The sequence below is a fragment of the Candidatus Palauibacter sp. genome (assembly GCF_965216145.1).
GTDB lineage: Bacteria > Gemmatimonadota > Gemmatimonadetes > Palauibacterales > Palauibacteraceae > Palauibacter.
Genome location: NZ_OZ244149.1, coordinates 821,000 through 834,193 on the forward strand (window position 1 = coordinate 821,000; position 13,194 = coordinate 834,193).

Sequence of the window (13,194 nt, forward strand, 5' to 3'; positions counted from 1 at the left end):
ATAGCAGCGCTCGTCGCGCCGGCCTTCGGCGTCGTTCTCTATGTTGTGCTGCACCGAAGGCCGGGCACGATACGGCTCATCGACACGATCGTCTTCGTCGCGCTGCCCCTCCTGATCGGCTGGCAGGTGTTCCCCCATGTGTGGATCGAGCGCCAGATCGCGCCCCTCTTCGCGGTCGGCGCCGGTATCGGCCTCCTGTACCTCCTTGAGAGACTCTCCAAGACCCTGGCTCGGCACACGGACAACGCGACGATCGTGCTCGGGGTGCTGTCGCTGGTGCTTCACGCCCTCCTGGAAGGAGGCGCCCTCCTGGTCGGGACATCGAGCGCTCCCTTCACGTCCGCCGTGGTCCTCCACCGCGTCGCCGTCGGATTGCTGATCTGGTGGCTGCTCGAACCCCGGCACGGAGTTCGGGGGGCCCTGATCGGGGTCGCGGCGATCATGGTGGCGACGGTCATCGGGGCTCTCGCGGGGACGGAAGTGCTGCCGGACGACCACTCGGCCCTCGAGATGTATCAGGCGTTCGTGAGCGGCTCGCTGCTGCACGTGGTCCTGCATCAGGGCCGTCGCGACCATCAGCACGGACCCGGACACGCCCACGTCTGAAGGATCCGGGGTCGTCGCTGGTGGCCGGCGACTCGGGAGACAGCGTGCGCCGGCGCCACGGTTGGGGGCGGTAGCCGCAGTAGGCTTCGGGCGTCGTGCCGGCGAGGAACAGTTCAGGCTCGCCTCGACACCCCCACCCGGCGCGCCGTCCGGTCGCAGGCTCGACATCGACCCATTCCACCCCTGCGGGGAAGCGGAAATCGCGACCGCCGCGCGGTCCCAGAACGCGGATCATGAAGTCGGTAAAAATCGGGAGCGCGGCCCTGGAGCCAGGGAGACCAATGGGCGTCCCGTCGTCGAATCCCACCCACACCCCTACGGCCAGTTCCGGTGTGTAGCCGACGAACCAGGCATCACGAGAGTCGTTCGTCGTCCCGGACTTCGCCGCCAGCGGACCCCGATATCCCGCGGCGCGGACGCCGCTCCCGGTCCCGTGCTCGACGACGCCCCGGAGCGCGGATGTGACCAGGTACGCCTCCGCCGGACTGACGACCGACTCGCTACGGGCCATGGTCTCACGGCGCGCGGTACCGTCGCGGCCGAGCACCGTTAGCGCCGAGCGCGGCGGAGTGCGCCGGCCCGCCGCCGCCAGCACCGCATAGGCCGCCGTCAATTCGAGCAGCGTGACCTCGGAGGCGCCCAGCGCCAGGCTCGGATATGGCGCGAGGGGGCTCTCGATGCCCAGCCGCCGCGCTGTCTCGATGATCCTGTCGGGACCGACCGCCAGACCCAGGCGCGCGAACGGCACGTTGCGTGACCCCTCCAGCGCCTCGCGCAGCCTGATGGGTCCGAGGAACTCACGGTCGGCGTTCGCCGGCTTCCACACGCCGGCTGGCGTATCGAGCGCGAGCGGCTCGTCCTTCAGCACGGAAGCCAGGGTGAAGGAAGGATCTGCTCCCGGTGTCAGGGCGGCCAGCGCCACGACGGGCTTGAAGGCGCTTCCCGGTTGGCGCCGGGCGTCCACCGCGCGATTGAACTGCGACTCGCCGTACGAGCGACCGCCGACCATCGCCAGGATGTCGCCGGTCCGCGGGTCCAGGGCCACCAGCGCCGCCTGCAGCGGCCCGGCCTGTTCCCTCAGGTGGGGACGCAGACGCTCCATGCTGCGGATCCCCTTTGACACCGCGGTCTCGGCGGCGCGTTGAAGCTCCGGTGCAAGCGAAGAAACCACCGTTGGACCGCCACCCTCCAGTTCCAACGAAGCATCGCCGGCCGCCAGCTCCCGCCGCAGGAAATCCAGGTACCAGCGGGCATCGAAGTTCCGTTCCGGAGGACGTCGAATCTCCGGATCGGCTTCGAGCTCGGCGTCGCGCCGATCGTCGTCCAGGTGCCCGACGGTGTGCAGCTGCCGCAGCACCATGTCGCGCCGGGCCCGGGCACGCTCCGGGTGGCGATGGGGCGAGTACACGCTCGGCCCCCTGACAATCCCGACCAGCATCGCCGACTGGCCCAACGTCAATTCCGAGATGTCGCGGCCGAAGTAGAACTGCGCGGCGCGCCCGAAGCCGTGGATGGCGGTCCCTCGGTACTGCCCGAGATAGATATGGTTCACGTAGGCCTCGAGCAGGCGCTGCTTGGAGAAACGTCTTTCCAGCGCCACCGCGATCGCCGCCTCACGCAGCTTTCGGAGTACGGTGCGGTCCGTCGACAGGAAGAGCGTGCGGGCGAGCTGCTGAGTGATCGTGCTTCCCCCCTCCGCGGCCCGCCGCTGCCGGAGGTTCGAGAGCGCGGCGCCGGCGATGCGGCGAGGATCCAGCGCGCCGTGCTCGTAGAAGCGGCGATCCTCCACTGTCAACAACGCGTCGACCAGGCGTTCCGGCACCTCGTCGAGCCGGACGGGCACCCGGTCCCGGCCGTGCTCTCCGAGGGACGTCCCGATCACCTCGGGATCGAGCAGAAGGCTGGCGAGGTCGTTTCCCTCGGCGTTCCGAATCGCGGAGATGCGTCCGTTGCTCCGGAAGCGCACCCGCGCGTGAACGCCGGGGTCGACGAAGCCACCGAGACGAAGCGTGCGGCGGCCCACAAGAAGATCGCGGCCGCGTGCGCTGAACTCTCCGGCTTGCGGCGTTCTGCCGGAGACCGATCGGTAGCCGACTCTCTTCAGGTGGTCGATGAGGCGCCGCGGGTCGACCCGACCGCCAGCGCGGAGGGTCCACGGTCGCGCCAGGATGCGCGCCGGGGAAGAGGAATCGAGCGCGTCGAACTCGCGTGCCACTCGAGCTTCGAAGACCAGATAGCCGAGGCCGGCGGCGAGGATCGCCGGGGCCAGGAGCGTGAGCCACCGACCCCTGTGCATCTTCTCTCTCGACGGGAGCCACCGCCGAGCCCTTCCGCTGTCTCTCACATCGTCTTTGACGCCCCGGGGGCACCAAAGGGTTTTCATAGGGCTTCCATCACTGCACGAGGTTGCCCGAAACTGTAACGCCAGCCTATCGTCCCGTGCCCGCGATTCAGCTTGTGGCCCTTGACACGCCCTGGCACGCCCTGACACGCAGGAGTGGCAGGATTGGGAGGAACCATGCCTTCAGCGTACCCCGTCGCGAGTCCCGTCGGTGCATAGAGTCCCTTCCATGGCGGTTCGTGCGTGTGTCGGCGGAATCCGTCGGCATTCGCTGGCGCTCGTCTTGTGTTTTGCGGTCGCTCCCGCGCTCGTCATTCCCCAGGTCTCCGCGCAGGAGCCGGAGCAAGCGCATGTGTTCGAGGGCAATGTGCGCGACGCGGGTACCGGTGAACCCCTGGCGGGAGCGCACGTATCGGTGATCGGGAAGGGAACCAGGGCGGTGACCCGCGGGGACGGGACCTTCCACCTGACCGGGATGGCCGCGGGCGTGTACACCCTTCGAGCCGAACGCTTGGGGTACCGGGGCGCCACCGTGGTAGTAACCGTGGGGAACGTGCGCGCGCGCCGAGCGGTGGCGGAGTCGGCAGAGATCGTGATCGAGTTGGCAGCGTCTCCCATTGCGATGGCGGACCTGGTGGTGACGGCGACGATCAGCGAGCGCGCCGCGGCCGAGGCGCTCCGGCCGGTCAGCGTCATGACGGGCGATGACTTGCAGCGCCAGATGACGGCGACCGTAGCGGGGACGTTGGCGTCAATGCCGGGGCTGGCCGCCGCCAGGACGGGTCCATCGGTTGCGCAACCGGTGATCCGGGGACTGAGCGGGGATCGGGTACTGATGCTCGAGGACGGGACTGCGGTTGGGGATGCCTCCAACTCGGGCGCGGACCACGCCACCGCACTCGATCCGTCGTCGGCACGGCGGATCGAGGTTGTGCGGGGTCCCGGCGCGCTGCTCTACGGGGGCAACGCGCTGGGCGGGGTCATCAACGTCATCCGCGACGAGATTCCGACTGCCGTGCCGCACCGCCTGACGGGCGCGGCGACACTGCAGACGCAGACCGCGACCGGCTCGCTGGCTGGCAGCGCGTCGGCCGTGTTCCCCATCGCGGAGCGCGTGCCGCTGCGTGTGGAGGTAGCCGCACGGACGTCGGGAGATTTGAAGACCCCCGCCGGCACGCTTCTCAACACCGACGGCGAACTGTGGAGCGGGGGTGCGGGGACGGCCTACGTGGCCGATTGGGGTCGCCTGGGAGCGTCCTTCCGCGGCTACCGCAACCACTACGGCATCCCGGGTGGTTTCGTGGGTGGGCACGAGGAGGGGGTGCGCATCGAAATGGAGCGAGTCTCGTCGAAGTTCCGGACCGTGGTCGATGAGCCGGTCGGGCCCTTCCACAACCTCCGCTTCGACGCGACTCACACCCGGTACACGCACCGCGAGATCGAAGCATCGGACATTTTGGGCACGCTCTTCGAGCAACAGAGCGCGAGCGCGGATGTCCTGGGTCGGCATGGGAGGTGGGGACCGTTTACGGCGGGTGCGATGGGCGGCCGTGCGTCCTGGGAGGATTTCGGATACGGGGGATCCCTGCACACGCCGGACACGCGTCGGCTCAAGGCGGCCCTGTACTTGCTCGAGGAGGTCGACCTGGGCTCCATCCAGATCGAGTCGGGGCTACGCTACGACTGGACCTTGGCCGATCCAAAGGAAGATCGGGTTTCGGACATCGGTGAGATTCGTGACCGCAGATTCCACTCCTTGTCGGGGTCGTTGGGTGTCCTTTACAAGTCCGCCTCGGGGCTGGTGCTCGGTGCCAGCGTTGCCCGGGCGTTTCGCACACCCGACGTCACCGAACTCTATTCGGAAGGGCCGCATCTGGCGGCCTACGTCTTTGAAGTCGGAAACCCGTCTCTGGAGGGCGAGGTCGGGACGGGGCTCGATGTCTTTCTCCGCTTCGAGTCCGACCGGCTGAGGGCCGAGGTCACCGGCTTCCACAACGACATCAAGAACCACATCTACGGGGAGGACACGGGCCGCCTGAGCCGCGTGCGCCTCCCCATTTATCAGTTCCGGGGCAGCGACGCCGTGTTCAGCGGCTTCGAAGCCGGCGTGGACGTCGACGCCGGGCGGGGGCTGGCGCTGGAGGGAGTGGCCTCATCGGTGAAAGGCAGTCTCAAGGGGACCGGTCAGCCTTTGCCTCTCGTTCCTCCGCTCAAGGGACATGTGGCCCTGAAGTACGAGAGGCCGTCGTGGTATGTCCGGGCGGAGGCCGAGATGGCGGACCGGCAAGACCGGGTTGGCGAATTCGAGACGCCGACGCGTGGGTACACCGTCTTCAACGCCACAGCAGGGGTGCGGCTTACGCTCGGCGGGCATCTGAACGTCCTGACTGTGAGCCTCGTCAACGGCGCGAATACCGAGTACCGCAACCACCTCTCCCGGGTGAAGGAGATCATGCCGGAGGCCGCGCGGAGTCTGAACGTCAGCTATCGGGTGGTGTTCTGACGCGCGCGTACACAAGCCTTGGTGCTCCCGCCGTCTCCCCTACGCCACCGCCACCCCTTCTCCGCGACAGAGCCATCGCCTTCTAGCGCGCCAGCCAGGCGATGAAGCGCTCGTTCAGTTCGTCCTGGTAGTCGACCCAGAACGCCCAGTCGTAACGAAGCGCACGATCCACGTTGCCCGCGCCGGCCGGCATGTGGGGCGCCATGTCGACCCCTGCGACTGCATGGGTCGTCACCAGTAGCATGCCTGATCTGCGCGCCGGGGAATAGGAGATGCGGCGGCCGATCCGCGCCAGAGACTCGGCGCTGGTGCTGAAGGCCACGTATCTCAGTGCCTCTTCCAGCCTCGGTGTACCCGCGACGATCCCGACCTGACCCACGTCCAACAACTGCCCGTCCCACACGATCACGAACGGTTGGTTTTCCAGGATCTGGGCATTGAAGATGCGGCCGTTGTACGCCGTGCTCATGACCACTTCCCTGTCGGCCAACATCTGCGGCGGCTGGGCGCCGGCCTCCCACCAGACCACCTCGTCCTCGATCGTTTCGAGCTTGGCAAAGGCCCGGTCCAAGCCTTCCGGAGTCTCCAGCGTGGCGTACACCTCGTCGAGCGGCACGCCATCGGCGACCAGGGCGAACTCCAGGTTCACCTGCGGTACCCGCCGCATCCCGCGGCGGCCCGGGAACTTCTCCAGGTCGAAGAAATCGGCCATGGTGGTGGGCTTTTCGCCCGGGAAGTTCACGTCGTTGTACGCGTACACGGTCGACCAGTACAGATTGCCCACCCCGCACTCGGTCTGGCTCTCGGCCACGAAGTCGTCGGCCGCGGGAGTGCCGTCGGGTCCGGGAGGCAGATCGTCGATGTCTATCAGCTCGAGCAGCCCCTCGTCGCAACCGCGCACGGCATCGGCGATCTCCAGGTCGACCACATCCCAATGGATGTTGCCGACGTCCACCTGGGCCCGTATCTGGGCCAGGCCGCCGTTGTAGGCGTCCAGGCTGACACGGATGCCGGTCGCCTCGGTGAAGGGAATGTTGGCGCCCTCGTTGACGGCGCGGCCGTAGGAGCCGCCCCAGGACACGACGGTGATCGACTGCCCGGCGACGGGGAGGAGCGGGACGCTGGAAAGGAGCGCAACGAGCCCCAGGGTGGTCACCGCCGGAAAACGTATCACGACTCCTTCTCTCATTCCGTTTCTCCTTCATGGTGAAGTGCCCCCCAACAGTTGGACACGCAGGGGCGGCCGGTCTCCGAGGGAGGAGTGCCGGCGCACCTGATTGTAGTAGTTGATCCGGTCCCGGACGACGGCCGCGAGCTCTTCGAGCGAGCCGACGCCGAGGCGGGGCGTCACCCGGCCGCCCGGATGTGCGCGGCGAAGGTTTCGAGGTCGATGTTCGAGCCCGACAGGACGAGGCCTGTGCGCAGCCCGGCCAGCCGTTCGCTGAGCGGACCACATGCCGCGGCCAGCGGGGCGGCGGAGGCGGGTTCGGTGACCAGCTTCGCGTCGAGGAAGAGGGCCCGCATCGCGGAGCGGATCGCGTCATCGTCGACGAGCACGACATCGTCCACGTACCGCTGGACGAGGCCGAACGTGTAGGGTGCGGCGTGGGGGGCGCCGAGGCTGTCGGCGATCGTGTCGATGCGGTCGAGCGCCACCGGTTCGCCGGCGTCGAGACTGCGGCGCATGGAGTCGGCCCCGACCGGTTCCACCCCGTACACACGACACGTCGGCGCAAGCTGCTTCACGATGCTCGCGGTGCCTGAGATCAGCCCGCCCCCTCCGATCGGAACCACGAGGGCCTCGAGCGAGGGCAGTTGTTCGACGATCTCGAGGCCGACCGTGGACGTTCCGAGGACCGTCGCTTCGCCCTCGAACGGATGGACGCTGAGCCGGCCTTCCTCCCTCTCGATCTCCTCCATGCGCGCGAACCCGCTCGCGCCGTCCTCCGCGAACTCGATCTCCGCGCCGAAGTTCCGGCACCGCTCGACGCGGGCCGGGTTCGCCGAGGAGAGCATCACGACCCTGGCGGTGGTGCCCACGGCCCGCGCCGCGTAGGCCACGGAGATCGCATGGTTCCCGGCGCTGACCGCCGTGACCCCTCGGGCCAGCGCCGCCGCGTCCGCGCGGAGCACGTTGTTCAGGGCGCCCCGGACCTTGTAGGAACCTGTCCGCTGAAACAGTTCCAGCTTGAGGAAGATTTCGGATCCGGCGGGCAGCGGAGCGACTCCCGAGTCCGGGACCCAGCGTCTCACCGGAGTTCGTTCGATCCAGGGCGACACGCGCGCCCGCGTCTCTCGACTCTGTTCGGGCGTAGGCGCCTGCGGGTCCACCGCCATGGGGTCGGTCATCGCGCATCCGGGAGCTGGCGTGGCACGGTGTCCGGCTCAGGCCGGAGGAACGCGACAAGCATACGCGCTTGACACGCGTGGGACAGAGTGCGATCCTCCGCGGCCATGACGAACACCCATCTGTTTTTTGGTTATTTTTATTACCACCGCGAGGGCGGAGGCCGGTGATCGTCTAGCTGTATCCTGAACCCAGGTTGCGAACGATCGATGCCGGCCCGAGGTGGCCGGCTTTTTTTGTCGCTACCTCCCCGCCGGTGTCGGCCCCCAGAGCCGACGACATGACACACGAGACAACGAAGCTGCTCAAAGCCGCAGACCGTGGTGGAGATGCTCCACGCCGGACCCCGATGAGCGCCGCGCGCGTGGCGACGGGAGGGTACGAGGTCGGCGTCGTCCCCACCGGGCTGGCGAACCTCGAGACGGTCGTGGCCGCGTTCCGGCGGCTGGGGAGGACGCCCCGCGTCCTGGACTCGGCGACCGACATCATGGACGCCGCGTACGTCGTCCTTCCGGGCGTGGGGTCGTTCGCGGACGGCATGGCCGATCTGCGGCGGGAGGGATGGGACGAGGCGCTGCGCCGGCGGATCCGGGAGCTTCGGCCCACACTCGGCATCTGTCTCGGGCTGCAGTTGCTGTGCGAATGGAGCGACGAAGCTCCCGGCATCCCCGGGCTCGGCTGCGTCCCCGGCCGGACGATACGGCTGGCGGGAGGGTGCCGGATTCCGCAACTGGGCTGGAACCGGATCACGGCCCCGGCCGACGCGGTCTTCCTGCGCTCCGGCATCTTCTACTTCGCCAACTCCTATCGACTGGAAGGCGGGCCGAGCGGCTGGGTTACGTCGATGGGCCGGCACGGAAGCCCTTTCGTGGCCGGGTTCGAACGCGGCGGCGTGCTGGCGTGCCAGTTCCACCCGGAACTCTCGGGCAGGGTCGGCGCCGGGCTCTTGAACCGCTGGCTCGAGCAAGCTCCGGGCGCATCCGGCGCCGTCGGGAGGCGTTCGAACAATGTGAGGCTCGCCGCGGCATGTTGAACGTCCGCGTCATCCCCTGCCTCGAAGTGAAGGACGGTCGGGTCGTGAAGGGGATCGGCTTCGCCAACCTCGCGGATCAGGGGGACCCGGCCCGACTGGCCCGACGCTACGAGCACGAAGGGGCGGATGAGATCGTCATCCTCGATGTCTCGGCCACCGCCGACGGGCGCCTGGCCCGAGCCGAGACGATCGGCCGGGTGCGGGACGAGATCTCGATCCCTCTCACGGTCGGCGGAGGCGTGCGAACCGCGGAGGACGCGCGGGACCTCCTCCAGGCCGGGGCCGACCGGGTCGCGGTGAATACGGCGGCCGTCGAGCGGCCCGCTCTCCTGTCGGAGATCTCGGCGCGCTTCGGGGCCCAGTGCGCGGTCCTCGCGCTGGACGCTTCCGGCTCGGCACCGGACGCCTGTTCGAGCGGCTTCGAGGTGCTGACACACTCCGGCCGCAACCGTACGGGGCTTGACGCGGCGAAATGGGCGCGGCGGGCGGCGGAACTGGGCGCGGGCGAGATCCTCCTCACGAGCTTCGACCGCGACGGGACGCGGAGCGGCTACGACCTGGCGTTGATCGGGGCGATCCGCCGGGTGATCCCGCTTCCGATCGTGGCCTCCGGCGGTGGAGCGAACCCGGGCCACATGCGCGCGGCGGTCGACGCCGGCGCGGACGCGGTGCTCGCGGCGTCGATCTTCCACCAGGGCGACTGGTCGATCGGCCGGCTCAAGGACCGGCTGCAACAGCTCGGCGTCGCGGTGCGGCGATGATCATCCCTTCGATCGACCTCGTGGGAGGCTATCCGGTCACCTTCGTCGAGGTCGAAGGCGCGCTCGGCGGAACTCCGGCTCACGTCGATCCCTCGGGAGGATTTCGGTCAGCAGGTCCACGCTTCGTGAGACCATCCAGGGCGCGGTCCACCGCGTCCTTCGTCGACGCCGTCATCCCCCCGCGCTCGTACTCCTGCACGACGAGCCGCTCCAGGCGGTCGACCAGCACATCCACTCCCGGACGCGGGGGTGACGCCAGAGCCTCCGCGTGCCTGGCGGCGCCGAACAGGTTGATCCAGTACTCCGTCCGCTGGCCGAACTCCAGCAACAGATAGAACTGTTGGCCGGCTCGGGGCCCCAACCCCAACAGGTCCAGCAGGGCTATGGCCAGCGACGCCGGAATGAGCGCCGCGTCCCGGAGTCCATCCAGGAAGAGCTTGAGCTGAAACACGGCCACGTCCCGCATGAGGGTCCAGCGCGACGGGACCACTTCGGGCCTCAGGGTTGCTCCGACGGGAAACTCGTTCATCCTGTGTCTCGATCCTGTGTTTCGGTTCCGTGCTCGCTTCCCGGATCTGCGGGCGCGGCGCCCGCCACCGGCGGCACATGCCGCGAATAAAGCTCGCGGCTTCGTGTATCCCTCGCGACGCAAACAGGTCAACGAGGGATGCCCGCGGCAATGGGAGCCATATTTGAACAGCTCGGAGGTGACCGACCGGACGCTCGTTCTTCGCGCACAGAGCGGCGAGCGAGCGGCCTTCGGCGAACTCGTCACACGATACATGCAGCGGTCCTACTATACGGCGCTCGGTCTTGTGGGGAATCACGACGACGCGCTCGATCTCTCTCAGGAGGCTTTCGCCAGGGCCTTCCGCGCCCGAGCCACGATCGACGCCGAGCGCCCCTTCTTCCCGTGGCTCTATCAGATCATCCGACGGCTCTGTTTCAACCATACGCGCGACCAGCGCTCCCGCCGCCAGAAGCTGGAGAAGGCGGGCAGCTGGCTCGCCGATACGACGATGGGAGTGCAGCCGCTCAGTCCGGAAAAGGCGCTCGAGCGCGCCGAACTGCGCGACCGGGTGGCGGCCGCCATCGAGCGCCTCGGGGAGCGGGAGCGCGAGGCGCTCGTGTTGCGCGAGTTCGAGGGGCTGCGCTACCGGGAGATCGCTGAACTGCTGGGGATTCCGATCGGAACCGTGATGTCGCGTCTCTACCGGGCGCGGCGGTCCCTGGCGCGGGAGATCGAGACCGCGTGGGCCCGGCCCGACCGGCGGGAGGCACGCGACGATGGATGACACGATGGAGGAAGGGAACGGGATGCCGCCCGAAGAGCGAGTGCGCCATCTCATGATGGCCGAAGTGGACCGGGAGATCTCGGGGAAGGCGCGCCTCGAACTCGAGTCGGCGCTCGAGGCCGACCCGGATCTTCGCGACGAACTGGAGACGTTTCAGCGCCTGAAGGAGGTCACCGACACCATGACTCCGTTGAAACCCCCGGGAGAGACCTGGGACAGCTACTGGGAGCACGTCTACCGGCGGCTCGAACGCGGCATCGGCTGGGTCCTGGTCTCGCTGGGAACCATCACGGTGGGGACGTGGGCGCTGTGGACCGCCGTCAGCGAGTTGATCCGGGACACGACGATGCCCGCCTACATTCGCTGGGGCATGCTCGCGCTTATCGCCGGCTTCGTGATCCTCTTCGTCTCCGTCGTTCGCGAACGCCTGTTCATGCAGAAGAAAGACCCATACAAGGATGTGATCCGATGATCAGCACCTCCCGAAACGACCTCGCCGGGCACCGGATTGTGACGGAATTCGGCCTCGTGCGCGGCAGCACGATCCGGGCCCGCCACCTGGGCCGCGACATTCTTGCCGGACTGAAGACCATCGTGGGAGGCGAGATCCAGGAGTACACGAAGATGATGGCCGAAGCGCGCGAACAGGCGATCGATCGCATGGAAGGAGAGGCAGCGGCGTTCGGCGCCAACGCGATTCTCTGCGTCCGCTTTTCGACCTCCTACATCCTGGGGGGCACGGCGGAGATCGTCGTCTACGGCTCCGCTGTCAAAGTCGAGAAGGACCAGCCATGACCGTCGGAAGAACGGCCCGCCGCCGTTTCGAGGGCCTCGCCTTCCCCGGGACGCTGGGCCTGTGGACGGCCGCCGGGTGCGCGCTCTCCGCGCCGGCGATGGCACAGGAACCCGGATCCGGCGTCGAGGGCAGGTGGGCCGGGTCCGTCGTCCTGCCGACGGGCGAGCTGCCGTTCTCGGTCACGTTCGAGACGGCGGACGGAGCGGTGGCGGCGACGATGGACATCCCCGTCCAGGGTGCCCTCCGTCTGCCGCTCGCCGCCGTGTCCTATGACGACGGCCGCGTGCACTTCGAACTTCGGGCCTCGATCGGACTCGCCGTCTGGGATGGAGCGCTCGACGGAGACAGAATCGAGGGCGATTTCACGCAGGGAGTCGCCGTCGGGACGTTCGCCATCGAACGCGCGGAGGCGGCGGAGCCCGAACCCGAGGAGCCCGTTCCCTACCGCGCGGAGGAGATATCCTTCGAGAACGGCGAGATCCACCTGGAGGGCACGCTGACCCTGCCCGAGGGCGCAGGCCCCTTCCCTGGTGTGGTCATGCTTACGGGGTCGGGACCGCAGAACCGTGACGAGGAACTGGTCGGCTTCCCCCTCTTCCGGGTCATCGCCGACCATCTCACGCGCCGCGGGATCGCGGTCCTGCGCTACGACGACCGGGGGGTCGGCGGCTCCACGGGGAACGTCGCGCAGTCCACGACCTCCGACTTCGCAGGGGACGCCCTGGCCGGAATCGCCCGTCTGTCCGAACACGTGGACATCGATCCCGGGCGGATCGGCCTCGCGGGCCACAGCGAGGGCGCTTCGGTGGCCTCGATCGCCGCCTCGCACTCGGACGCGGTCCGCTTCGTCGTGCTGCTCGCAGGCACGAGCGTGCCCGGGGCCGAAATCATCTACGAGCAGGCCGCCGCTCTCTCCCGGGCCGCCGGCGCGCGCGAAGAGGACATCGTGTGGGCGACCGGGTTCCAGCGACGGCTGTTCGCGGCGATGGAGGCGGGCGAGGATCTCGACGCGCACCGCGAGGAGTTCGCGGTGCAGATCCGGGCAGCGATCGACCGGCTCTCCGAGGCGCAGCGCGCGCCGATCTCCGACGTCGACGGCTACGTGCAGGCGCAGATCGACCAGCAGATCAACGCCCTCCAGTCCGCCTGGTTCCGGTACTTCCTCACCTACGATCCGGCCGAGGCTCTCCGTCAGACGCGGGTTCCGGTTCTGGCCCTGTTCGGCGAACTGGACCTCCAGGTGCTCCCCGACCAGAACCGGGGACCGATGGCCGAGGCGCTGTCCGGCAACCCGGATGTGACGATCGAAGTTCTCCCCCGCACCAATCATCTCTTCCAGGCCGCCACGACCGGATCGCCCGCGGAGTACGGGATGCTTGAGAAGGCCTTCGTGGACGGCTTCCTCGACACGATCTCGGACTGGATCCTGGCCCGCTTCGAGAACTGAATCCCCGACGGTAGGGCGAGCAGCACCGAGCGTCCCGGCCAGCGGCTCCCGACGCGCTCCCGACG

At 68.4% G+C, this 13,194-nt stretch carries 12 protein-coding genes; 7 read left to right on the plus strand and 5 right to left on the minus strand.

Translation table 11 applies throughout. The features are described 5' to 3' along the window. Nucleotides 1–454: 454 nt before the first annotated feature. Nucleotides 455–2,902, minus strand: coding sequence for a transglycosylase domain-containing protein (locus ACOOHF_RS03625; protein WP_420463409.1), 2,448 nt, complete (start codon nucleotides 2,900–2,902; stop codon nucleotides 455–457). A gap of 397 nt (nucleotides 2,903–3,299) precedes the next feature. Here ACOOHF_RS03625 and ACOOHF_RS03630 point away from each other — a divergent pair, with 397 nt between their 5' ends. Further along, nucleotides 3,300–5,450 carry a TonB-dependent receptor gene (locus ACOOHF_RS03630; RefSeq protein ID WP_420463410.1) on the plus strand — a complete coding sequence of 717 codons (2,151 nt, stop codon included), beginning with the start codon at nucleotides 3,300–3,302 and terminating at the stop codon, nucleotides 5,448–5,450. Between the two features lie 82 nt (nucleotides 5,451–5,532). Here ACOOHF_RS03630 and ACOOHF_RS03635 read toward each other — a convergent pair whose 3' ends face one another. Genes ACOOHF_RS03635 through ACOOHF_RS03645 form a run of 3 tightly spaced genes read right to left on the minus strand, consistent with a single transcriptional unit; the run spans nucleotide 5,533 to nucleotide 7,799 of the window. Then, entirely contained in the window at nucleotides 5,533–6,606 is a 1,074-nt protein-coding gene (locus ACOOHF_RS03635; RefSeq protein WP_420463411.1) for an ABC transporter substrate-binding protein, read from the minus strand. Between the two features lie 45 nt (nucleotides 6,607–6,651). Next, entirely contained in the window at nucleotides 6,652–6,906 is a 255-nt protein-coding gene (locus ACOOHF_RS03640) for an integrase core domain-containing protein (protein WP_420463412.1), read from the minus strand. Then, nucleotides 6,798–7,799, minus strand: coding sequence for a threonine ammonia-lyase (locus ACOOHF_RS03645; protein WP_420463413.1), 1,002 nt, complete (start codon nucleotides 7,797–7,799; stop codon nucleotides 6,798–6,800). Before ACOOHF_RS03645 ends, ACOOHF_RS03640 begins: the two co-directional genes overlap by 109 nt. 347 nt (nucleotides 7,800–8,146) lie before the next feature. On the opposite strand from ACOOHF_RS03645, the gene hisH reads away from it, so the two are divergent. Beyond that, nucleotides 8,147–8,830 carry an imidazole glycerol phosphate synthase subunit HisH gene (gene hisH, locus ACOOHF_RS03650; RefSeq protein WP_420463414.1) on the plus strand — a complete coding sequence of 228 codons (684 nt, stop codon included), beginning with the start codon at nucleotides 8,147–8,149 and terminating at the stop codon, nucleotides 8,828–8,830. After that, nucleotides 8,824–9,591 carry an imidazole glycerol phosphate synthase subunit HisF gene (hisF, locus tag ACOOHF_RS03655; RefSeq protein WP_420463415.1) on the plus strand — a complete coding sequence of 256 codons (768 nt, stop codon included), beginning with the start codon at nucleotides 8,824–8,826 and terminating at the stop codon, nucleotides 9,589–9,591. The genes hisH and hisF overlap by 7 nt, the downstream gene beginning before the upstream one ends. A 79-nt stretch (nucleotides 9,592–9,670) precedes the next feature. On the opposite strand, the gene ACOOHF_RS03660 is transcribed toward hisF, so the two are convergent. Further along, the gene (locus ACOOHF_RS03660) at nucleotides 9,671–10,120 is read right to left on the minus strand and encodes a hypothetical protein (RefSeq protein WP_419936114.1); all 450 of its coding nucleotides are present in this window, start codon (nucleotides 10,118–10,120) and stop codon (nucleotides 9,671–9,673) included. A 163-nt stretch (nucleotides 10,121–10,283) separates the two neighbouring features. Between ACOOHF_RS03660 and ACOOHF_RS03665 the strand changes: the two genes are divergently transcribed. The 4 genes from ACOOHF_RS03665 to ACOOHF_RS03680 are packed head-to-tail and all read left to right on the plus strand — an operon-like array spanning nucleotide 10,284 to nucleotide 13,129. Beyond that, nucleotides 10,284–10,886, plus strand: coding sequence for an RNA polymerase sigma factor (locus ACOOHF_RS03665; protein ID WP_420463416.1), 603 nt, complete (start codon nucleotides 10,284–10,286; stop codon nucleotides 10,884–10,886). Further along, nucleotides 10,879–11,358 carry a hypothetical protein gene (locus tag ACOOHF_RS03670; RefSeq protein WP_419936112.1) on the plus strand — a complete coding sequence of 160 codons (480 nt, stop codon included), beginning with the start codon at nucleotides 10,879–10,881 and terminating at the stop codon, nucleotides 11,356–11,358. Before ACOOHF_RS03665 ends, ACOOHF_RS03670 begins: the two co-directional genes overlap by 8 nt. Continuing rightward, a complete protein-coding gene (locus ACOOHF_RS03675) occupies nucleotides 11,355–11,681 on the plus strand; it encodes a YbjQ family protein (protein ID WP_420463417.1) in 327 nt (108 codons plus the stop codon). The genes ACOOHF_RS03670 and ACOOHF_RS03675 overlap by 4 nt, the downstream gene beginning before the upstream one ends. Next, entirely contained in the window at nucleotides 11,678–13,129 is a 1,452-nt protein-coding gene (locus ACOOHF_RS03680; RefSeq protein ID WP_420463418.1) for an alpha/beta hydrolase family protein, read from the plus strand. The genes ACOOHF_RS03675 and ACOOHF_RS03680 overlap by 4 nt, the downstream gene beginning before the upstream one ends. The last annotated feature ends 65 nt before the right edge of the window (nucleotides 13,130–13,194 follow it).